This is a genomic window from Microcystis sp. M44BS1, assembly GCF_020244875.1.
Taxonomy (GTDB): Bacteria; Cyanobacteriota; Cyanobacteriia; order Cyanobacteriales; family Microcystaceae; genus Microcystis; species Microcystis panniformis.
The window spans coordinates 1-22,749 of sequence record NZ_JADBVM010000192.1 but is presented as its reverse complement, the minus strand read 5'-3'; the positions used below and the strand labels follow the sequence as shown (position 1 = coordinate 22,749).

20 protein-coding genes and 1 pseudogene are annotated in these 22,749 nt (G+C 44.7%); 6 read left to right on the top strand and 15 right to left on the bottom strand.

The genetic code is table 11. From position 1 onward, the window contains the following. Positions 1–1,907 precede the first annotated feature (1,907 nt). The 7 genes and pseudogenes from murI to modA form a co-directional block, all read right to left on the bottom strand. Positions 1,908–2,759: a glutamate racemase gene (murI, locus tag IM515_RS15490; RefSeq protein WP_002771204.1), complete on the bottom strand. Its 852-nt coding sequence runs from the start codon at positions 2,757–2,759 to the stop codon at positions 1,908–1,910. A gap of 97 nt (positions 2,760–2,856) precedes the next feature. Then, positions 2,857–4,755 carry an N-acetylmuramoyl-L-alanine amidase gene (locus IM515_RS15485; protein WP_287629601.1) on the bottom strand — a complete coding sequence of 633 codons (1,899 nt, stop codon included), beginning with the start codon at positions 4,753–4,755 and terminating at the stop codon, positions 2,857–2,859. A 253-nt stretch (positions 4,756–5,008) separates the two neighbouring features. Then, complete coding sequence (locus IM515_RS15480) at positions 5,009–6,397, bottom strand: cation:proton antiporter (RefSeq protein WP_190721798.1); 1,389 nt, start codon at positions 6,395–6,397, stop codon at positions 5,009–5,011. Positions 6,398–6,492: 95 nt separating this feature from the next. Continuing rightward, positions 6,493–6,768 (bottom strand): annotated as a pseudogene (locus tag IM515_RS15475) (zinc ribbon domain-containing protein); the annotation flags it as partial. A 272-nt stretch (positions 6,769–7,040) separates the two neighbouring features. After that, a complete protein-coding gene (locus IM515_RS15470) occupies positions 7,041–7,493 on the bottom strand; it encodes a hypothetical protein (protein WP_190721800.1) in 453 nt (150 codons plus the stop codon). Positions 7,494–7,611: 118 nt separating this feature from the next. Further along, positions 7,612–9,450 carry a molybdate ABC transporter permease subunit gene (gene modB, locus IM515_RS15465; protein WP_287629598.1) on the bottom strand — a complete coding sequence of 613 codons (1,839 nt, stop codon included), beginning with the start codon at positions 9,448–9,450 and terminating at the stop codon, positions 7,612–7,614. A 204-nt stretch (positions 9,451–9,654) separates the two neighbouring features. Continuing rightward, positions 9,655–10,452, bottom strand: coding sequence for a molybdate ABC transporter substrate-binding protein (gene modA, locus IM515_RS15460; RefSeq protein ID WP_287629603.1), 798 nt, complete (start codon positions 10,450–10,452; stop codon positions 9,655–9,657). A 94-nt stretch (positions 10,453–10,546) separates the two neighbouring features. Between modA and IM515_RS15455 the strand changes: the two genes are divergently transcribed. Further along, positions 10,547–10,687, top strand: a complete 141-nt coding sequence (locus IM515_RS15455) for a hypothetical protein (protein ID WP_287633390.1) — start codon at positions 10,547–10,549, stop codon at positions 10,685–10,687. A 10-nt stretch (positions 10,688–10,697) separates the two neighbouring features. Here IM515_RS15455 and pyk read toward each other — a convergent pair whose 3' ends face one another. Continuing rightward, positions 10,698–12,119, bottom strand: a complete 1,422-nt coding sequence (pyk, locus tag IM515_RS15450; RefSeq protein ID WP_287629597.1) for a pyruvate kinase — start codon at positions 12,117–12,119, stop codon at positions 10,698–10,700. A gap of 211 nt (positions 12,120–12,330) precedes the next feature. On the opposite strand from pyk, the gene bchM reads away from it, so the two are divergent. From bchM to IM515_RS15425, 5 genes are all read left to right on the top strand, one after another. After that, positions 12,331–13,023, top strand: a complete 693-nt coding sequence (bchM, locus tag IM515_RS15445; protein ID WP_150975204.1) for a magnesium protoporphyrin IX methyltransferase — start codon at positions 12,331–12,333, stop codon at positions 13,021–13,023. A gap of 3 nt (positions 13,024–13,026) precedes the next feature. Next, positions 13,027–13,794: a 3-methyl-2-oxobutanoate hydroxymethyltransferase gene (gene panB / locus IM515_RS15440; protein WP_287629594.1), complete on the top strand. Its 768-nt coding sequence runs from the start codon at positions 13,027–13,029 to the stop codon at positions 13,792–13,794. Continuing rightward, positions 13,787–14,281: a peptide-methionine (S)-S-oxide reductase MsrA gene (gene msrA, locus IM515_RS15435; RefSeq protein WP_287629592.1), complete on the top strand. Its 495-nt coding sequence runs from the start codon at positions 13,787–13,789 to the stop codon at positions 14,279–14,281. Before panB ends, msrA begins: the two co-directional genes overlap by 8 nt. Before the next feature lie 51 nt (positions 14,282–14,332). Then, positions 14,333–14,641, top strand: coding sequence for a carbon dioxide-concentrating mechanism protein CcmK (locus IM515_RS15430; RefSeq protein ID WP_002732196.1), 309 nt, complete (start codon positions 14,333–14,335; stop codon positions 14,639–14,641). Positions 14,642–14,745: 104 nt separating this feature from the next. After that, entirely contained in the window at positions 14,746–15,093 is a 348-nt protein-coding gene (locus tag IM515_RS15425; RefSeq protein ID WP_002733188.1) for a carbon dioxide-concentrating mechanism protein CcmK, read from the top strand. Between the two features lie 67 nt (positions 15,094–15,160). Here the strand turns inward: IM515_RS15425 and IM515_RS15420 are convergent, their stop codons facing one another. From IM515_RS15420 to IM515_RS15390, 7 genes are all read right to left on the bottom strand, one after another. After that, positions 15,161–15,568 (bottom strand): 14-3-3 family protein, encoded by a 408-nt coding sequence (locus IM515_RS15420; protein WP_287629591.1) that lies wholly within the window; start codon positions 15,566–15,568, stop codon positions 15,161–15,163. Between the two features lie 78 nt (positions 15,569–15,646). Then, positions 15,647–17,164 (bottom strand): uroporphyrinogen-III C-methyltransferase, encoded by a 1,518-nt coding sequence (gene cobA, locus IM515_RS15415; protein ID WP_287629589.1) that lies wholly within the window; start codon positions 17,162–17,164, stop codon positions 15,647–15,649. Positions 17,165–17,218: 54 nt separating this feature from the next. Then, the gene (locus IM515_RS15410) at positions 17,219–18,136 is read right to left on the bottom strand and encodes a phosphatidate cytidylyltransferase (protein ID WP_287629587.1); all 918 of its coding nucleotides are present in this window, start codon (positions 18,134–18,136) and stop codon (positions 17,219–17,221) included. Positions 18,137–18,178: 42 nt separating this feature from the next. After that, positions 18,179–18,769: a precorrin-6Y C5,15-methyltransferase subunit CbiT gene (gene cbiT, locus IM515_RS15405; protein WP_002732225.1), complete on the bottom strand. Its 591-nt coding sequence runs from the start codon at positions 18,767–18,769 to the stop codon at positions 18,179–18,181. Between the two features lie 512 nt (positions 18,770–19,281). After that, positions 19,282–20,214, bottom strand: a complete 933-nt coding sequence (locus IM515_RS15400; RefSeq protein WP_287629586.1) for a glycosyltransferase family 2 protein — start codon at positions 20,212–20,214, stop codon at positions 19,282–19,284. Then, on the bottom strand, positions 20,211–20,636 hold the full coding sequence (locus tag IM515_RS15395) for a GtrA family protein (protein ID WP_287629585.1): 426 nt from the start codon (positions 20,634–20,636) through the stop codon (positions 20,211–20,213). The genes IM515_RS15400 and IM515_RS15395 overlap by 4 nt, the downstream gene beginning before the upstream one ends. Positions 20,637–20,701: 65 nt before the next feature. After that, a complete protein-coding gene (locus IM515_RS15390; protein ID WP_287629584.1) occupies positions 20,702–22,513 on the bottom strand; it encodes a thiamine pyrophosphate-binding protein in 1,812 nt (603 codons plus the stop codon). Between the last annotated feature and the right edge of the window lie 236 nt (positions 22,514–22,749).

Sequence of the window (22,749 nt, the reverse complement as noted above, 5' to 3'; positions counted from 1 at the left end):
TTCTCGGCTGGTGAGAGAGAGTCTATCTTTCTCTAAAAAAATGGAGAATCACGTTGGGGAGCCCTTTGGTATTTTATCCATGACTACAATGCACAGCAAAGCAAAGGATTAAGCCGCCATCACTACTACCGAATCACCACCAGTCTCGAAATTAACCCCCAATCTGCCGAAAATCAACTGGCTCTCGCTGTTACTCTCTACCGTCAAGGCAATACGGGGAAAGCGATCGAACTCGCTAAAAGCGCGCTTAAAATCGACCCTGAATTTTCTCAGGTTGAAACCCGGCAAAAAAATCTCTGGGGTGATAAAATCATCGCCGATGCTCGGAAACTACTCTCCCAACTGTAGGATAATTCCCTGAGACTTTTTGATACCAGAGCCGTTTTTAATAGTACGATTAACTGCCAATCTAACTTTAAAAACCCACTTCCCACTTCCCACTCCCCACTTCCCAGTATTTTATTACCTTTTAAACAGGATTTCGGATGATTACGACGACAATCTTCTTCGCAAAATCTTGATTATTCTCCTTTCGATCGAGCTAAAAAAATTTTTTCCCAGTCCTTGACAACTTATGTTAAGTTGATAGTGGCAGTTGCAAGAAATTAACCCCCAGTTCTCACCTAGGAATTGTTAAGATGAGGAATTTTTTTTCGTCGGTTTCTGGTGCGAAGAATGGAGTTGAAGACGATTACCTGTCCAACTCGATCTCTGTCCCTTGGTAGAGTGACTGACGGATAAGCTCGATCTGTTGGCAGATTTAGCTTGTTTTCTCGTCGCTAGTCATTCAATGATCAATGGGGAAAGATCGAGCCTACCTAGGGTTTGCTGAAAAGGTTTTTCCTGGTGGCAGGGTGTGGGGTGTGGGGTTTTACCCATTTTCAGGTGGTCAATTACCTAATTTTCAGGGAAAAAGTCCCGGAATTTTCCCCCCAATCACTGCAAGGGTCGGCACTTTTTGAGGTCAAAAAAGTCTAACAGCCTTATCCAACAAGGTTTTTAGATTTATTCAGCAAACCGTACCTAATTTTAACTATCTTCTCTCCTCCCTAATCAAACAATGCCTACCATGACCTTAGTGTTACCAATGGTGTATTTACTGGTGATCTACCTCTTACTAGCGATCGCCAAAAAAGCTAAAATCAACTCCTAATCAGTGATCAGTTGATCAGATTTGAGTTTTAAGTGAGCAGTATTACAGCGTTTCTCAAATACATGAGGTTCGTTCTTGCCGCTGAAATAGTTGATTAGCAAGTATTAGTGTCTGTGCTTCACCTTGACGAGAAAGGCTGTAAATAGCAGTTTCCTACTGTCTTTTCACTGATTACTGCTCACTGATTACTGTTCACTGAAAAAGGCTGACGGCTATAAAACGGGGACAGGCAATTGACGCTCCCGTCGCGCTCATGGGAGGGATTCTTGATTCACCGAGTCCACTTAGACTAAGTACCTTGCGATTCTCAACCCAGAGGTGGTTCTCTCCTCAAGCGTTAACTTTGGGTGCGCCCCACCCTAGTTGTATTTCTACAAAATTTGCTTTAATTGAAGTGTTAGCTTCAAATACTGCTTTGTCTAGTTCCTGCAAAGATTTTACCTACCTACAGGTAGAAACTAGAACATTAGGTAGAACCCCATATCTTTGATTGTCAAGGTGCAGATAGCATAGTGATTAGACTACATGGGTTTTTCAAGCGGTTGTTTACCCTAGCCGCTATACTTATATGGTAGCTATTTTTCGTGAGTCCTTCAAGACCTTTAAAGGAAAAAAGACTGCCAAGGCTAACGACCCCAAAAGAAGAGCAAGCGCACTTCGGAATACGCAACTAGAATGCCATTAACAATGTCAGAAGTCATTCGAGATTTCGCTCTTGAGACTAGACACTTATTTTTAGCTGTGGTTCGCTGTTCTATACTGGCCTTTGTTTCATCCCATCGGTAAAACCGAGGGTCTTCACCCGACATTGCAAATAAACCTTTTCTACCCCGGGAGAAAAACCGAGCCATTGACGAGATAAACGAGCAAAAGTGTCAGGATCACCGCTAACTGCGAAGTTGGTAGGTAGGGGTGTTTCGGGATTTTTTAGACCTAATAATTCTAGTTCTTTTTCCGCCGCTCGGACAACGGCAGCGGCGGGATCTACCAATCGCACGGAACTAGGTAAAAGACGACGCAAAACCGGGGAAAGATGGCGATAATGGGTACAACCATAGACCAGAGTATCAATATTTTCTGCCAGTAAAGGCTGAAGATATTCCCTAGCCACTTGTGTGGTGTAGGGGTCAAAAATGCGGTTAGCCTCGATCAAAGGGACAAATTCAGGACAGGGAATTTGCCAAACTTGGGCAGTAGGATCGATTTCTTGAATGGCTTGTTTATAGGCATTACTTTTAGCCGTAGCTGGGGTAGAAATCACCCCAATGCGCTTTCCTTTTTGAACGGCAGTTTTGGCACCGGGTAATATTACCCCCAAAATTGGTAAATCTTTAAATTCGGCCTGTACTTCTTCTAAAGCCAAGGCGGAACTGGTATTACAGGCCATAATCACCATTTTCACCCGGCGCTCGCTCATCCAAGTGAGAATTTCCCGGACAAATTCGATAATTTCCCCTTTAGAACGAGTTCCGTAGGGAAGTCTAGCGGTATCGGCGAAATAGAGAATTGATTCTTGGGGCAGTTGTCGATACAACTCCCTTAAAACGGTCAGTCCACCCACACCACTATCAAACACACCAATCGGACTAAGTTGTGATTCTCTCATAGATATCGAGGAAAACGCTGATCTAAAATAGCTTTATTTGATGATATTAAAACACGGATTTTTTGATCAGTAAACTAATGCTCCAATCATTTAATCATTAACGGAGATTTCGTTGAATATATTCAATAATTCCCCTTGCGATCGCCGCCGCCATTTGTCGTTGAAAGTTGACATTGGCTAATTTAGCAGCATCCTCAGCGCCGGTAACGAAACCCACTTCCACGAGGGTAGAGGGCATTTTCGAGGTTCTCAGCACATAGAAACGGGCCCGACGCACCCCCCGATCGGGCAGATCGACACTGCGGACAATATTGCGATGGATGGTGTCCGACAAACGGCGATCGCCAAAGTAATAAACTTCCAATCCGTTGACATCTGGTCGTCCTTTCCCCATAGAGTTAGCGTGGATACTGACAAACAGATCGGCATCGATCTGGTTAGCCAGATCCGTGCGACCTTGCAGGGTGACAAAAAAGTCGCTATCTCTAGTTAGACGCACATCGATGCCCTGTTGTTGCAGAATGCGGGTAACTTCTAGGGAAATGGGCAGAATTACGTTTTTTTCCTGAAGGCCACCAATTCCGATCGCCCCCGGGTCCTTACCACCGTGGCCCGGATCGATCACCACTAGAAAGCGGCTATTGCCTTGTCGGGGGGGATTAGGAGTGGGGTTAGAGGAGCGCGGTGGTGGGTTAAATTGCCCCGTATTGGGGGGTAAAGGAACAGGGATAGTAGTGGAGTCAGGAACCTGAGAAAGGGGGCTAGAATTGCGGGAGGAAAGCAATTCTAGGGCTAGGGTTTGACTGTCCGATTGAGTTAATTGTCCCAGTTGAAACCCTGCTGCGGTCTGTACCAAAATCAGCACCTTATTGGCGCTTTCCTGACGTACCCGCAATTGATAGATGGGACTAGAGCGACCAAAGCGCGGACCGCGAAAAGACTCGGCTAACTTAGCATTTTCGATGCTTAGTTCATAGACACCATCCCGGTTAACACTGCCGTTAGCTTTTAGGGGTAAATCCGCGCGAATTAACAGGCGATCGTTATTACCCGCCAGATCGATCGAGGAGATCGTGGCCAAACGATTGCTAGAAGGGGGATTATTGGCAGTTTTCGCAGGGGGATTATTGGGACGGGGAGTGGGATTAGTGGCGCTAGTGGGGGGGGGAGAGGAGATATTATCCACGGCACCCAGACCACCCCTAGGCAGTAAAACCAAGCCCCCAAAACGACTATAGAGAGCTTGCCAATCAGGACTATCTCTATTAACACTTAGGGAAATCTTAGCTCGTTGATTGGCGGTCTGACTGAATTGAATATCGCCGACCCCATAGCGATTGACGGGGATAGTTTGACCAGTGAGACTGCTGGGTAAAGTGGCACCGGGTAATTCAAATTCGATTTTTTTGCCGTCCCGGCTGCGTTGACTGCGGATCGATCGCTCATCACCATTCTGCTCTAAACGGACAAAAAGACCATTGCGAGTGACCTGAAAATCATCGTTGTTGTCCGTCCGGCTAACTGGAGGTGGGGGAGTGGGACGGGTGGAACCGCGATCGGGGGGAGGTGTGGGGTCAGGGGTGACGGGTGGTTGCGTTTCCTCCCTAATTGGTTGGGGTTCTGGCAATTCCACTGTCCATTGGGTGGGCGAAATTCCGCGAATTTTTACCTGTTGAGGATCAAAGGTGTAGCCTGGGGCCAATTCAATCACTAAACGGGTAGTTTCCGCATCAAATTGACCAATACGGACACTTCTGACGATATTGCCAATGGGCCGGTTAATATTGGGTTGCCCTAACTTGATCCCGGGCAGATCGATCACGATCCTGGTGGGGTTAGTGATCATTTGCGCTCGCGGTTGCACTCGATTGTCGGTGGTGAACACCAGACGATTCTCATTGGTGTCGAATCGCCAAAAGACGAGCTTGCCGGCCCAAGCAGGGGCCGCCACCAGCAACCAAGTTAATGCGCTTAGGAATAACCAATGAAATCTCACGATCGATGCTCCCGTTGCTCAGTTATCAATTACCTTTTTTCGGTAAAAATGGACAATTTTGTCGATTTTTGACCATCCATAGCTCCGTTAATGCTCTGAGAATGACTATCAATAAAAACAAGCTTATGGGACGTTGGCATGGTCTGCTATGTTTCTGATCAGTGATCAGGGATTGGTTGTTGGGGTGTTGGGGTTTTGGGGTTTTAGTTGAAATTACCCTATCTCCCTATCTCCCTATCCTCTAGCTCCTAACTCACTGCTCACTGCTCACTGATTGAGGGCTGGCGGTAGGTTCTTTAAATACTAACCTTAACAGGGGCGGAGCGATAAAGGTAGTCAAGATCACCATCATAATAATGGCCGCATCGGCAGCGGGGGATAAAGCGCCACTAGCAGCCCCGACTCCGGCAAAGACTAAACCCACTTCACCCCGGGGAATCATGCCAACTCCGATCGCCAAGCGATTGAGTTTTTCCTGACTGAAAACGGCTAACCCCGTTACCACTTTACCCAAAATAGCGACGACAATTAGGAAAGCGGCCAAGACTAATCCTTCTCGATTAGTGGGAATAGCGGGATTAAGGACACTTAAATCGGTTTTTGCCCCCACACAGACGAAAAATATCGGTACAAATAAATCGGCGATCGGGAACACTTGTTCTGCCAATTCCGATCGCTTTTCCGTTTCCCCGAGGACCAGGCCCGCGGCAAAGGAACCGAGAATCGCTTCTAATTGGATAACTTGGGCAATATAGGCAAGAATAAAGGCGAAAATCAGGGAAACTAAGAGCAATTGTCCCCTAGTTTTCATGCTATTAACTAATTGAACGTAAAAGGGGCTTAAAAAACGACCGATCAGGATCGCACCCACCACAAAAGCGCTGGAACTAATCACTAGATAAATTACTTTGCTAATCTGCACTTCTCCGGTCTTCACCAAAGAAGCAACGACAGCGAGGATGATAATACCGAGAATATCATCGAGAACCGCTGCCCCGATGATAATTTGACCTTCTTTCGCCGATAACTGCCCTATTTCTGCTAAAACCTTGGCGGTAATGCCGATACTGGTAGCGGTTAGAGCTGCCCCGGCAAAAATGGCGGGAATGGTGGCCAGATGAAAGATATAGATTAAACCCAAAGTACCCACCAAAAAGGGAACCGCAACTCCCACCACTGCGACGACGGCTGCCTGCGGACCGACGCGAATTAATTCCTGCAAGTCTGACTCTAAACCGATCTCGAACAGCAGGATAATTACCCCCAATTCCGAGAGGACGGAAATCACCTCACTGGCAGCACTAAAAACGGCGGGAGATTGCTCCGGGGTGAGGGGGGAAGTGGATTGTAGGAAGTGAATTAGGAGAGAATCCTCGAATCCCGCTCCTCCTTCTGGAAAAACCAGTAATTTTAGGGCAGAAACCCCGATAATCACGCCACCGACTAATTCTCCTAACACGGGAGGCAAGTTGAATCGCACGCATATTTCTCCCCCCAGTTTACAGGCGAAATAAATAACGGTCAAACTCAGCAGCACGCAGGCTAAAACTAAGGCACTATCGGCAGTTTCGGCTGTAGCTGCCGAGGCTAACAGGGGAATGTTAAAACTCCAAGCGGAAGAAAGAAAAGGCTGTAGTATCATCGCTCGCTCAAAATTACTCTCAATACTCTAACAAGCTTGCGGCCTATTCAGTCATACCTGCTCAAAGTTTGCCGTTCTATTAAACTTACTCAAATCTACTCATGAGCAAATTTGAAGCTAATTTCCTGCTTCAAGGTAGCAGTGTCGGCACTATCTACTCCCCAGGCTGACACGGTGGAACTCACCGCCAAAGAAGCTAGATTGAGACTAGCGTTCAAGTCTCTATCACAAACAAAAGAGCATTGTTCACAATCAAAAACTCTTTCGGATAAAGATAGAGACTCTTTTTTGTATCCACAATTGGAACAGATTTTGCTACTGGGGAACCATCTATCAGCTACGATTAACTCCGCACCATACAACTGATTTTTTTTGTTGGCTTTTGAAACTATTTCAATAACTTGAACCTCCTTCTGAAGTGCGGAATGTAGCCCTCTAAAATACCTCTGAGGGGGTTGCGGGCTTTTTCTTCTAATTTTTTACCCCGCACCCAAAGGACAGCACAAAATCCGAACCGCTTCCTTGCCTTTTTCCCATATCCTAACTACCAATATAACACTATTTCATTAATCAGAAAAATTACTTAAAAAACTCTGTATCCTCTGGGTCTCTGTGGTGAGCAATCAATTACTCAATCGACACTTTAGACATCTTCCACTACTTTTACCATTCCTTCTCGACCAACTTCTCCTAACTTTTCTCCCCAAACCTCCCAGCAATCTTCACAGGATTTTCCTACTCGTTTTTTGACGTTAATTCGGTAATAAAAATGTGTTTCATTATCTCCCACTAATTCCCCTGAAAATATTTCCCAATTGGGACTAACTAACAGCAGGAGTTCGTTAATTGGATCGTAAATATCCACCTCTGGATGCGCTCTTTCGGCAATTCGTCTTAACTTGATATCTGGCAGATACATAAATTTAGGTTCACAGCAGGAATTGACCATCAGCCACAGACAACCTGGCCCCTCCACTCGGTAATTAACCCACGCAATTGCTGCTGCTATTTCTAACATTTCATCCGGCATTTCATCAGGAGTGGGTAAGTGTAAATCCACTCGCATTATCCAATCACAAGATTCCTTTTTAGCCATGATTTTATAACTCTATATAGAACATTTTTACTAACTAATGACACGAGCGGGTATTTAACGGGATGGTCTGGGATTTTAGAAGCTCTATATCTGTCAGCACTTGAGAAAAATTAACCCATTACTTTAATAATAATAAACGCTGGGGAGATAAAGTAACAGTCCAAGGCAAAGCTTGCTCCTTAATTTCTAACCATTTATCCTTATATAACTCTGCTTGGATATGAAAATCGCGGTCGTGGTTGGAGGGTTGATTAAGTTTCAGATAGAGAGTCACCCGATGGGGTCCTTCAATGGCATTAGCTAACCAACAGGTAAAAGTATTAATATCGCCTAAATCTCGACCAAAAATAATTTGATGGGCGCGAATTCCCGTATAGGCTAAATAGTCGGGAATTCTGGGGACGGTGTGTAATTTAACATCCCAATCAATGGCCTCCAATTGTTGATTATTAATGATTATAGCACGGGAAAAATTCTTACAGCCCGTAATTTTTGCCAAACTAACGCTATCTGGTCGCTCAAAAATTTTCTGTTTAGAATTATTAGCAATTGCCCGCCCTTTTTCCATAACTAATAAATTCTCACATATTCGATAGGCTTCATCCATATTGTGGGTAACAAAAATTGTCACGCCATCGTAATTACTTAAAGTTTTGATCATCTGACGTTCTAATTGAGCGCGTAGATGGGTATCAAGGGCAGAAAAAGGCTCATCTAATAATAAAGCTTCCGGACGACTAGCTAAAGCGCGAGCGATGGCGACCCGTTGCTGTTGTCCCCCCGATAATTGATGGGGATAACGGTTTTCCATGCCGGGTAACTGCACTAATTCTAATTGAGTGGCAATCTGCTGACGGATAATTTTTGTGGGTAACTTTTGCGAGAGACCAAAAGCGATATTTTCTGCCACGGTGAGATGGGGAAAAAGGGCATAATTCTGCACCACAAAACCGATACGACGCTGACGACTGGGGAGATTAATTCCCTTTTCGGAGTCGAAGAGAATGCGCCCATTTAAGACAATACGACCCCTTGAGGGCGTTTCCACACCAGCCAGCGATCGCAAAATCAGGCTTTTTCCCGACCCCGAAGCCCCTAATAGTCCTAGGGGCTGATTTTGGCAGTTAAAAGTGACCGAGAGGTTAAAACCGGGTAAACATTTCTCTATATCGACAAATAAGCCTATTTTATCTTTATAATGCTGATTTTCAGCTGCTAAAAGGGCAAAATCGCGACCCTCCCAGGGTGGCAGCCAGTCCTCCATCTCGTTAGGTTTGCTTTCTCCCGGTCGTCCTAATTGCTGTTTACGTTGACTTTGCCAGAGATTAACGGCGATAATCCCCGATAGGGAGATTAAAATGATAATAAACACCCATATCCAAGCCTCGGTCATCGCTCCTGCTTCCACAGCGAAGAAAATCGCCATCGGGATAGTTTGAGTTTGCCCCGGAATATTACCCGCTAACATCAAAGTCGCCCCAAATTCCCCCAAAGCGCGGGCAAAAGCTAGGGTTAATCCCGCTAATACTCCGGGGAAGGAGAGGGGCAAAAGTACGCGCCAGAATATTTTCCCTTCCGATGCCCCTAGGGTGCGGGCAACCTGTAAAAGATTGGCATCCACCTGTTCAAAAGCGCCGAGGGTGGTTTTGTACATCAGGGGAAAAGCCACCACCGTCGCGGTGATAACGGCGGCATACCAAGTAAAAACGACGCGAAAGTTAAATAAGTCTAATAACTGTCCTAAGGGTCCGTTTTTGCCGAATAGGAGCAGTAAAATGAAGCCTACCACCGTCGGGGGCAAGATTAAGGGTGCGACGAAAACTCCCTCGATTAGGGATTTCCACCGTCCGCGATAGCCTAACATCCAATAAGCGGCGGCAATACCGAGAAAAAAGATGATTATCAGGGCAATGGTGGCGGTTTTTAGGGATATCCATAGGGGGGAAAAGTCGGGCATTTTTCAGGGGTCAGGGGTTGGGTTTTGGGGTTTTGGGGTTTTGGGGTTTTGGGGTCTTGGAGTGTTGGGGTGTTGGAGTGTTGGGGTGTTGGGGTTTTAGTTGAAATTCCCCACTTCCCCACTACCCCACTTCCCCACTACCCCACTTCCCCACTTCTCCACTTCTCCACTTCTCCACTTCCCCACTTCCCCACTTCCCCTAAATTATCTGGCTATTCCGAAGCCGAATTTTTCAAAAATGTTTTTAGCGGCTGCGCCGGTGAGATATTGGGCGAAAGTCTTGGCAGCTTGCGGGTTTTTACTGGCTTTTATCACAGCTATCGGGTAAATAATCGGAGAATGGAGATTATTGGCAGCCGTAGCCACTACTTTTACTTGGTCGGAAATTTTGGCATCGGTGATGTAAACAATGCCAGCATCGGCGTTACCAGTTTCTACGGCGGCGAGAACATTACGGACGGAGTTGGCAAAGACCAGTTTTGGTCTTATTTGCTCTAAAATGCCGAGATTTTTCAGAACTTCTTCGCTGTACTGACCGACGGGAACGCTGCGCGGTTCACCCACGGCAATTCTTTGGACATTACTGTTAGTCAAGGAACGAAAATCACTGATTTTTAGGGTGGAATTCTTGGGAACGATTAAAACTAGGCGATTAGTGAGCAGCTTTCTTCTGGTACTTCTATCGATTAAACCAGCTTTTGCTAAAGCGTCCATTTGCTTAGTCGCGGCCGAGACGAAAACATCGGCCGGCGCACCTTGTGTAATTTGCTGTTGCAAAGCTCCCGACGCAGCGAAGTTATAGTTAACTTTAATGTTGCCATGGGCTTTTTCAAACCCCGGCTTGATTTCTTCTAGGGCATCTTTGAGACTAGCGGCGGCAGAAACTAGAATTGTCTGGGTTTGGACGGTGGCGATAGTAGAGGAAAAAAGGTTTATACCCAGAGATAATAAGCAACTAAGGGCAATTGAGCCGATAAAAGCCAGAAAATATCGTCTTTTCATCAAGATTGACAGCAAGCGATCGATATTTATATTTCTATCACAACCAATCCACCGCCCAAAATCTGTATCTAGGGTTTGCGGCAAAAAGTTTTTCTTGGGGAAGTGGGGAAGTGGGGAATGGGGAAGTGGGGAGATGGGGGAGTGGGGAAGTGGGGGTGTGGGGAGAAAAAAGCTGACTCCTGACTCGGAGAATACTGTCTCGGAGAATACTGTCTCGGAGAATACTGACCCCTGAATCCTAGAACTTACGAAATGGTGTGAATTTTGAGGAAATTAGTGCCTTTAGTTTTCTGCATGGGAATTCCCGCCATAATCAGGATTTTATCGCCCGATTGCGCTAGATTTTTCTGAAGCAGAATTGATTCCGTTTGCTTTAACACATCCTCAAAGACAGACACCTGATGATCAAGAAGAATCGGGATCACACCCCAGACTAGGTTGAGACGGTGATAGACGCGTTTGTTGGGAGTCATGGCAATCACAGGAACCGAGGGACGTTCCTTAGAAGCCAGTAGCGAAGTGTAGCCAGACGTGGTAAAAGTAACAATATAACGGAGATCAAGGGTTTGATCGATCGCCACTAAAGCCTCACTGAGAGCATGAGTTTCATCGGACTGATTGGGGGGAGCATTATCAAACTTCACATCCGCTTCCACATCATGGGCGATTTTGGCCAACATAGCCACCGCTTTGACGGGAAAATCTCCCACTGCTGATTCCCCCGATAACATCACCGCATCGGTTCCATCGATAATCGCATTGGCCACATCACTGGCCTCGGCCCGAGTCGGTCGGGGATTGTGAATCATGCTTTCTAGCATCTGGGTGGCAGTGATGACGGGAATAGTTTTCATGTTGCAGAGTTTGATAATGCGTTTTTGCAACATGGGGACTTTTTCGGGACTTAATTCTACCCCCAAATCGCCCCGGGCCACCATAATTCCGTCACATTCCTCGACAATTGACTCTAAATTTTCGATCGCTTGCGGTTTTTCAATTTTAGCCATTACTGGCACATCCCCATGATTTCTCTCGGCTAAAAATGCCTTAATTGCCTTGATATCTTCTCCTTTACGAACAAAACTGAGGGAAACCCAATCAACCCCCTGAGAAAGACCAAATTCTAGGTCTTGTTTGTCTTTTTCGGTCATGGAAGGTAAGCGCAAATTGAGACGGGGTAGATTAACTCCCTTGCGACTCTTGAGAATCCCTCCTTCCAACACTTGACATTTTAGGTTTTTTCCGTTAATTTCAACGATTTTTAGCTCTAATAAGCCATCATCAAGGAGAATTTGCTCACCTAACTTGGCTTCCTCGGCCAGATAGGGATAATCGATCGAAACGGTGTTCGCTTCTCCCCGATACTCATCCATGGGGACAAGGGTGAGATAATCGCCGTCGTTGATGGTAATCGAACCATTGGGGAGATTACCAACGCGAATTTTTGGCCCTTGTAAATCTTGCAAGAGAGTGATAGGATTGTCTAATTCTTGAGAAATTTGCCGTAAAAGGCTAACAACTCTCGCATGATCCTCGTAGCTACCGTGGGAAAAGTTTAGCCGCGCTACATTCATCCCCGCACCGATCATCTCCTTGAGGACTTCCGGCGAATTACTGGCAGGGCCGATCGTGGCTACGATCTTAGTTCTATGGGTAATAATTGACATGGAACCCTTACTAATCGATCTTGGGACGATTACATGATATTCACTTTAGGTTAACTAACGGTGAAGCGGAAAACAAATTAAGCTTTTCCACAGAGTTGCAATCGCTCCCGGTCCTCTCCTTAGCAGTCAGGAGTCAGCTATCAGCGGCAACGGTTGAGAGCTTTCACGGTACGATAAACTAATAACCATCTCCGCTCGTTTAGATTTCGTTATGACCAACACATTAGACGATAAAGCCATAGTCAAGGACTATTTTAACGCCACAGGATTCGATCGCTGGCGCCGGATTTATGGGGATGGCGAAGTTAACAAAGTACAAAAAGATATTCGCATCGGTCATCAACAGACGCTCGATACCGTTATCGGTTGGTTAGAAAGTGATGACAATTTGCCTAATCTCTCAATCTGTGATGCTGGTTGTGGAGTCGGTAGTCTTAGTATTCCCCTCGCTAAAGCGGGCGCAACTATTTTCGCCAGTGATATTTCTGAGAAAATGGTGACAGAAGCTAAGGAAAGAGCGGCCAAAGAGTTAGCAGATACTGGTAAACTCACCTTTACCGTTCAAGATTTAGAAGCATTAACCGGCCAATATCACACGGTCATCTGTCTTGATGTTCTCATTCACTATCCCACAGAAGAAGCCTTAGGCATGATTAAACACCTGGGATCCCTAGCTCAATCCCGTTTAATCCTCAGTTTTGCTCCTAAAACCTGTTTATTAACCATTCTCAAGAAAATTGGTCAATTTTTCCCCGGTCCGAGTAAAACCACTCGCGCTTATCAACACAAGGAAAAAACTATTATCGCCGCTCTCAACGAAAATGGCTTTAAAATTGAACGGACGAGTATGACTAGCACTCGTTTCTATTTTTCCCGTATCCTCGAAGCTGTCCGCAGTGAATAAATAATGGCAGTCACCACCAGCAAATTAATCGAGTGGAAACAGCAAAAACGCGCGATTGTCACCCTCACAGCTTGGGATTATCCGATCGCGCGACTGCTCGATCAAGCGGGAATTGATATTATCCTGGTAGGAGATTCCTTAGCTATGACCGCTTTGGGCTATCCTACCACTTTACCGATCACCCTAGAGGCGATGATTCACCACGCGGCGGCCGTGTCTCGCGGGGTAAAACAAGCTTTAGTTGTCTGTGATTTGCCTTTTCTCAGCTATCAGGAAAGTGTCAGTCAGGCAATTAACTCGGCGGGAAGGATGTTAAAGGAAGCGGGAGTGCAAGGGGTAAAATTAGAGGGAGGTTATCCCGCTATGATCGAGACTATTAGCCGTTTAACCGAGATAGGCATCCCTGTTATGGGTCATATCGGATTAACTCCCCAGTCAGTCCATCGGTTAGGATACCGTCAGCAGGGAAAAACTCCATCGGATGCACAAAGATTAATCGAGGAAGCTTTAGCCTTGGAGAAAGCGGGAGTATTTGCCCTGGTTTTGGAACATATTCCCGCCAATTTAGCCGCTACTATTACCGATAAATTGACTATCCCGACGATTGGTATCGGTGCGGGGGAAGATTGTGATGGTCAGGTGTTAGTAACGGCGGATATCCTAGGATTAACCGAAAAAGCTCCCCCTTTTGCCAAAGTTTATGCTAATTTAAGCGAGACAATTACAAAAGCAGTGGTGGAATTTGCCAAGGATGTGAGGGGAAATGAATAGCGGCGAAAAAGCTACCTTTGGTGCCGGCTGTTTTTGGAAAACTGAGGACGCATTTCGGCGTTTATCGGGGGTTTTAGCGACTTCTGTGGGTTATATGGGGGGAAATTTCCCCAATCCTAGTTATCTCGATGTGTTATCGCGAATTACCGGTCATGCGGAAGTGGCACAAATTGCCTATAATCCCCAAGAGATAAGCTACGAGGCGTTATTAGCCGTTTTTTGGTCAATTCATGATCCGACTCAGTTAAATCGCCAAGGACCGGACAGGGGAGAACAATATCGATCGATTATTTTTTATCACACCCCGGAACAAAAGTTAATCGCCACTGCTTCCAAGGGTCAACTACAACTATCGGCAAAGTTTCAGCAAGATATCGTTACTTTGATCGAACCCGCAGGAGATTATTATCTGGCCGATCAGTCCCATCAACAGTATTTAGAGAAAAAACAGGCTCGATCGGTCGGGGATTTGCAGAAGAAAATATAAAGACAGGATCGGGGTATAATGTAAAGTTGCTTTCGCAGGAGATCAGGAAAAATGCCCGAGGCGGTCGGAGTCATTCAAACGTTGGGTTTTCCCCCCGTTTTAGCGGCGGCGGATGCCATGGTTAAAGGGGGACGAGTCACCCTAGTTTATTTCGATCTAGCGGAAAGGGGCGAATTTTTGGTGGCGATTCGCGGTCCGATTTCCGAGGTTAAACCAGCAGTAGAGGCAGGATTAGCGGCGGCGATGACCGCTTTTGGTGGTAATGTGGTCAGTCATTACATCGTACCGAATCCTCCAGAAAATGTACTGGCGGTTTTACCAGTGCAGCATACGCCTAAGTCGGACCGTTTTCGCAGTTAATTTCCCTAGCGATTAGCCCCAAACTAGACTATAGTTAAAGACTGGAAAATAGATTGGATTCTATCAATTAAACTTATCTGATTTTTGTTATTAGGAGTTAATTTATGACAGCCCAACCCGCGGTGGGATCGATCGAGACCAAAGGTTTCCCCGGTATTCTAGCGGCCGCCGATGCGATGGTAAAAGCAGGACGGATCACGATTGTTGGTTATTTAAGGGCAGGAAGCGCCCGTTTTACCCTCAATATTCGTGGGGATGTACAGGAGGTAAAAACCGCTATGGCTGCCGGCATTGAAGCCGTCAATAAAACCGAGGGGGCAGCTTTAGAAACCTGGGTAATTATTCCCCGTCCTCATGATAACGTGGTGGCTATTTTACCGATCGATTATAGCGAGGCAGTGGAACCTTTTCGTGCTGCTGCCGACGGTGCGATGGCACCAATCCGTCGTTAATATTCAAGGTCAATTTTTTGTTACTGGTTGGAACTTGTCTAGTTCCAACTTAGTTTTTGATGATGATTTAAGTTTTAGTCAGAAAACCGAATTTGATAATTGCTGCAACAGTTGCACCGATAACAGTGACTATCAAAGCCCATATTTGAGCCGTTGCCCTTTCTTTCAAGTCTTTGACATCTTCTTTGAGTTGGGAAACTTCGGTCTCTATTTTCGGCAATACTTCTAGTTTTGTTTCGATTCCCTTCAGGTTTCTGACATCCTCTTTGAGTTGGGAAACTTCGGTCTCTATTTTCGGCAATACTTCTAGTTTTGTTTCGATTCCCTTCAGGTTTCTGACATCTTCTTTGAGTTGGGAAACTTCGGTCTCTATTTTCGGCAATACTTCTAGTTTTGTTTCGATTCGCTCTAACCGATTGTCAAGTTTAGCGAGAATATCTTTTAAGTCAGTTTCAATGATAATAGGGTTACTCATGGGGAGATTCCTAGATTTTTATGGCTTTGTTTATTGTCAGGTTTGGGAATCGCCGTCTGTTTTACGGTGGCGAGGATGTCAGGTCTTACTCCACTCGATTAGAGCGCTAGTCAACCCTTCTAGGGTGTATTCTCGCGCCTCGATATCAACACGACCAAATAACTCTTGACAGGTTTTTGAAGTTTGCGGACCGATAGAAGCCAGACAAACTTTTTCTAAGAGGGAATTAACCGATAATTCTGCCGTTTCTTGCAGCAATAACCGATAAAAATTCTGGACGGTTTTGGAACTAGCAAAGGTGACTATATCGACTTTTCCCTCTCGAAACGCTTCCCAGATCTGACTATCCATGCGCGCGGGACATCCGGAATAATATGCGGCCACTTCCGTCACCTGACCAGCTTTGGCCGTTAATTCCTTAACTAATATGTCTCTGCCTCCCGTTTCCACGCGAGGAAAGAGGAATTTTTGCCCCCTAATCGGGTCGGGAAACTCGTTTACCAAAGCATCAGCGACAAAATCCCCTGGGATGAAATCCGCCTTTAATCCCCGTGAGTGCAAAACTTGGCTGGTTTTTTTGCCCACCACGGCGATTTTTACGTTCGCTAAAGCCCTAGCATCTTTTCCCCAAAATGTCAAGCGATCAAAGAAAAAATTAACAGCATTGGCAGAAGTTAAAATCAGCCAATCAAACTCTTTTAACTGAGCGATGGCATCGTCTAAACCTTGCCAACGGTTGGGGGGACGAATCTCTAAAGCGGGCATTTCTAGGACTTCTGCGCCTTGATTTTGCAAAATTTCGCTAAATTGACTCGTTTGCTCGGCGGCACGGGTAATAACAATAGTTTTACCGCCTAGGGGTGGGGGAGAGGACATAATCGCCAGATGCACAACTTGACCAATGACCATAATAGAGGGTGAGAGGGACACCCCGGCGGTTTGAGCGAGAATATTTTCTAAAGTGCCGCGCCAAATTTGTTGATCCTTGCGTCCCGCTTGGCGGATAATAGCGATCGAGTCGTCAATATTCCGCCCATTTTCGCATAATTTCTCGATAATTTGCCCTAAAGACTGACCAGCCATTAGTAGTACAAGTGTATCAATTTTAGCTAAAGCTGACCAATCGAGAGACTCAGGATCGTGAGCGCTCAAGACCGCAAAACAGCGACTAATATCCTTTTCGGTCAGGGGAATTCCAGCCAATAAAGGAGCGGCCAAAGCGGAGGAAATACCGGTTATCAATTCAAAATCACAGCCAGCCTGCTTTAAGGCTAACATTTCAGGATATACTCGCCCAAAAACTCCCGGATCACCACTTTTAAGCCGAATAACTCGTTTTCCCTCTTGACAATAATTAACCAGTATCCGATTAATCTGATTCTGCTCGGCCCCAGGTTGTCCCCCCCGTTTGCCCACATCGACTAAAACACAGGTTTTCGGCACTAGGGAGAAGATTTGACTATCCACTAGGGCATCGTACAGCAAAACCTCGGCCGTGGCTAAAATTGCTCGCGCTTGCAGGGTGAGAAAACTGCTCTGACCGATTCCCGCACCGAGAAGATAAACTTTACCCCGGGGATGGACGACTGCTGACATAATCGCAAATTTGGGTTTAATCTTTAATTTAGCACTTGGAGAAGAAACAAATTACTAGCGCAACAAGGGCAGCAGTAAAGTGACGAAATAATATACTAGGGGAGCGGTGAAGACATAACTATCAGTGCGATCGAGTATACCACCGTGACCGGGGATTAACTGGCCGGAATCCTTGACCCCGGCATCGCGTTTCATCATCGATTCGGTCAAATCACCCAATAAACTGACAATACCAATTAATAGGCCCAAAAATAAGCCGGTCAGCTGCCAATAGGGCCAATCTAAATACCAAGCACCCAAATCGGCCACCGCTATACTGCCTAAAATGCCAAAAAAGGAACCTTCCACCGTTTTTTTGGGACTAATCAGCGATAAAATGGTTTTCCCTAACCATTTTCCCATGATATAGGCTCCGATATCGGCGGCCCAAATGCAACCGAAAGCTAGAAAAGTCACCGTCAAAGCAGCGGGGAATAATTTCGGTTCCATCCACGATTCTGGCCAATATCCCATCAGGGGTAAGTTACTGGCAATGGCCACAGGATTACTTTCAGGAGAAAAACCGACCCGTAAACGAATCCAATAACTGGGTAAGTAACCACCGTAAAACAGACCGAGAATTGAGGTGGAAATATCGGCAATTGTCGCCATTTTGGGCTGAAAGAGCAGATAAAAACAAATTAACGCCCCAGCCAGGGGAAACATGGCATCGGTGAGGGGGGCTGCCATTGTTGCCGTCAGGAGTAATAATTGGGAAACTACGAGGGTGGTTTTAGCGGCCGGTTCAATGCCTTTGGCGCGAACTAGGCGAAAATACTCTAATTGTCCCAAAAAGACGATAACACCGATGCCGAGGGTGAAATACCAACCCCCAACGATAATAATTCCCAGTGCGAAGGCAATAGCAAAAATAGCGCTGACAATGCGTGGCCAAGGCATGGTTAATCCAGAGAAATTAGGCGGCATTGTCATAATTATATAGATTAAGAAAACTTTATGGAAGGTTATCCCCAATTAAAGTTTATCGCCACTCAGGATGAACATGGGATCAACGGCGGCAAAAACTTGGTGAATACCCCTAGTTTCTAGGCGATTTACTGCCGCTTGGACAATCTCGATATTACGCGCCTGTAAATTAGAAAAGCCTTCGGAAAATTGATAGAGGGTTTCTAAATTATTGGCCGTGGCCACGATGCGGCCGTTGGGTTTCAGGTATTGCCACACTTCTTGCAGGACCGATTTAATCGGTTTGCCGCCCTCGATACAGACGCGATCGGGTGCTAGGGATATATTGGGCAGACAATCGGGAGCGCTGCCTTCAAAAACCGTAACATTTTTTACCCCAAAGCGATCGCAATTACGGCGGATTAAACTGGCCACTTCTTCATCCCTTTCAATGGCAATAATCGGACTATTAGGGCATAATAAGCCAATTTCAACGGGAATAGTGCCGGTTCCTGCCCCGATATCCCAGAAAACCCCCCCATCACCTAACCTCAAAGCAGAAATCATCAATAATCTCACCTCGCGTTTACTCAAGGGAATCCCGGGCAAACGTTCAAACAATTCATCGGGAATACCGGGGGTTTTATATAACCAAGTCATGGGGAATCAATTATTGAGAAGCTTCACTACCAAGCATTATTATATAAATTTGTCAAATTTTCTTTATTAAGTAAACAGGGACTTTTCTAGGGATAAAACCGTGATTATAGATACAGCCTTTCTCATAAAGATGAAGTATAAACTAATTTGGGATTGACCACCGACTCCCCAAAACTAAAACTTCGTAGCTCACGATTAAGATAGCTGGTTTCTGCCAGATTTCTAATCCCTGGAAAACAATACTCTATTTTCTAAATTAATATGAACTGCCAAGGAGAAAAATAAAAGTTGATTCTTTCAGGTTCGACCACTAAAAGTCTTTTTAAAATTCTCATGTGCATTAAGCCAATGTATTCTTAGCCACCACCGTAAATCAATTTTGTTGTTTGCCATTTTCTCACTCTCTAGGGTTCAATCTACAAGTATTTTTTCTTTTAAGGAAAACTTATATTCCAACCATTACCATACTATATTATCCTCCAAGATTAAGTTAGTATAACAAATATATTCACTCACTCAAAGTTGATTCTTTCACGTTCGACAACTAAAGGCCTTTTTAAAATTCTCATGTGCATTAATCCGATATATTCCCCAATAATGCCGATAAAAAATAGTTGCACCGAAGCGAGTAAAAATAGTCCGACCATGATTGGTGCAGTTCCTAATGGAAAATAATCCCAGAACAACAATTTGGCGATTAAATAACCTAACGCCACTAGCAGACTCAAGAGGGACAAAGCAAAGCCTAACATGGTGGCCAGTCTGAGGGGAACTTGGGAGTGACTGGTAATACCCAGCATCGCATCGCTATAGTATCGATAGAAGTTGTAACTACTTATACCCCGTTTTCGCCGTTGCTGTTGATATTCAAAAGAGAAACTTTCAAAACCCAACTCTTCAATGAGTCCCCTAAAATAGGGATAGGGATCGTTAATCTCTCGTAGAACATTGATGACTTTGCGATCATATAACCCGAAACCTGTAAAATTTCTAGTAACTTTTATATCTGAAAGATTATCCATTAAAGAATAAAAAATTTGTCTAGCAAAATAGAAAAAAGCTCCTTCTTTCATCGGAGCTTTAACCGCTTTAACAACTTTATAGCCTTCTTCCCACTTCTTGACAAATTCTAGGATTAATTCGGGAGGGTCTTGCAGATCTGCTACAATAGGAATAACCGCATCCCCGTAACACTGAAGAATACCATAGTAACCAGAACGAACCGGACCGAAATTTCTAGCATTAACGATGACTTTTACACCAGGGTCTTTTTGAGCAATTTTTTTTAATTCATCTACAGTTTTATCTTGGGAAGCGTTATCGATAAAAAGATGTTCATACTCATAGTTAGGTAACTGATGAAAGACTTCTTTAACTCGCAGGTAAAGGTCTTCAATATTTCCTTCTTCATTATAACAAGGAGTCATTACAGTAATTTTTTTCATTGTGAGCCTTCTCTAAAAACAAATAGTTTCATTAAAATAAAAGAGATAACGGCCATCGGTAACAGTAAGATAGCACCAGCGATTAACATTTTAGTTTTTTGCTCGATGCCAATATCAATAGCATCAACAATTCTCAGCACCTCGACATTCAACAAGAAAGTCACTACATAAACTAAGACAAAACGAAAAATCAATTTGTTGTTTTTGCTACCAAAAACCAGTCTTCCCGTGGTTTGAAAGTTAAATAAAACTCCCAGAATGGTAGCCAGCAGAGCGGCTAACTTGTAATCCAGTCCAATAAGAATGAGAGTGGCAAAGGAAAAATAACCAAAGAGGGTATTCAGCACACCCACCAACAAAAACCTGACAAATTTATGTTTTTTAATCAGGTTAACCAATTTAGTCTTTTTGAGAATATACATTACTTACAAGTGAATCATCCATCGATAATAAGATTCTGTCCAGCGACGTAGGTATTTTCTAATCATTAATTCTCCACTGGTGGAATTAATAAATTGCTCAAGAGTTCTTCTCTATCTAAGAAAGGAGCCATATCCTCTAGGGGGGATGAAACCATTCTGCCATCAGGTAGTTGTCTTGAACTCAATTTAGGCTCAAATAACTGTTGAGTATCTAACATGATTTCACACACCACTGGACCGGGTTGCTCAAGTACCTCGATCAGTTGAGACTGAAAATCAGGAGAATTAATTCTTGTCGCAGGAATGCCATAAGCTTCAGCAACTTTAACAATATCAGGAAAGGACACGCCACTCTGAGAGCTTTCTCCAACTAACTTGCCAAAAAAGTTAATCTGGGTTGCTCTAATCGATAGATAGCCACCATTATTAAGAACAAAGATTTTGATGGGAAGTTGATGGTGGACGACGGTTTGGAGTTCTTGGATATTCATCTGAAGACTACCATCTCCAGCAAAACAGATAACCCGTTTGCCTTGTTGAGCGATGGCTGCCCCCACGGCAGCTGGCAAATCGTACCCCATTGAGGCACTGCCGGAGTTAGAAAACAATTTTTGTCCTTTTTGGATAATTGCTGACTGAAAAGTAACAACACAGGCCATCCCATCACCACAGACAATCACATCATCCTTATCTAAACACTTAAATAAGGTGTTCATCAAATGATAGGGATTAATAGCATTTTCTTGGGACTGATGTTTTTGGGGTAAAAAGATCGGATAACGTTGAACTCTTTCTTGGCACCAAGCCAACCAATCAGAATGAATTTCGGGGTCGAAATTATCTTCATCCAATTGGCGGTTTAATTCTTCCAGAAAAACTTTTACATCACAATGAATTGGCAGGTCAGGTTTAATTGTCGGTTTGTCTAATTCCGCTTGATCAGCATCCACTTGAATCTTAAAAGCACAGCGAGCAAAAGACTGCCAATTGTAACTGACTTGACGAATATTTAGACGGCTCCCAAGAATCAGTACAGTTTCTGCATTTTGAACGGTAAAATTGCCAGGGCGATCACCAATTGTACCCGGACGACCGCAATACAAAGGGTTATCAGAGGCGATTATATCATGAGTCCAAGCCGTAGTAACTGGGATTCCCAACCTTTGGATAACTTTCTCAAAAATTTCAACAGCGCCGCCAATTCGCACACCGCTGCCTGCCATAATCACAGGTCTGGGAGAGTTTTTCAACCGACTAATTACCTCACGGCATTGTTGTTGAATTAACCGTAAATCCCATAGTTCTCCATCCTCTGAGGGGTCGTAACCTTGTAATTGACTTTCATCGATTTTACTCCCCTGTACGTCAATGGGAACATCAATCCAGCAAGGACCCGGACGACCCGAAACAGCTAAATGTAGAGCTTTTTCTAAATGGAATCGAATCGATTGGGGATCATCAATCAGAACGGCATACTTCGTAATTCCTTTAACCATGCTAACAATATCTGCTTCCTGATCCCCCAGTTGTCTCAACCGAGGAAGGTTGTAGGTTGCTAGGCAGGTTTCTCGCTTTACCTGTCCCGATACTATTAGCATAGGAATAGAATCTGTCCAAGCCCCAAAAACTCCATTTAAGGCATTAATACCCCCCGGTCCAGTGGTGACATTAATACACCCGATCTTGCCAGTAACCCTAGCATAAGCTTCTGCTGCCATGGCACAGGCTTGTTCATGGTGACAACAAATATAACTCAAGCCTTGGCAGCGCCCGATGGCATCGTTGAGGTGCATGGCACCGCCACCTGTCACTAAGAAAATATGATGAAGGCCGTGATTGACAAGGGTCTGGGCAATATAATCGGCAACTCTAATCATTGTTTTGATGCCATAAATCCAGTTGATTATGATTATTATGACTCTATTGAGTCTATTTAGCAATTTGGTAATGATTCGGTAGTAGTGGCGTAGCCCTCTTGCTTACCTGGTATGAATTGTGTAAAATATTTATTAATAAAAATAATTGGAACCCGCTCAGTCTTTAAACCTCTAGCTTGCTCATGACTTTTCTGATAAATATCTTTTTCTGGCTCCTGTCTGGCTTACTCAAATAT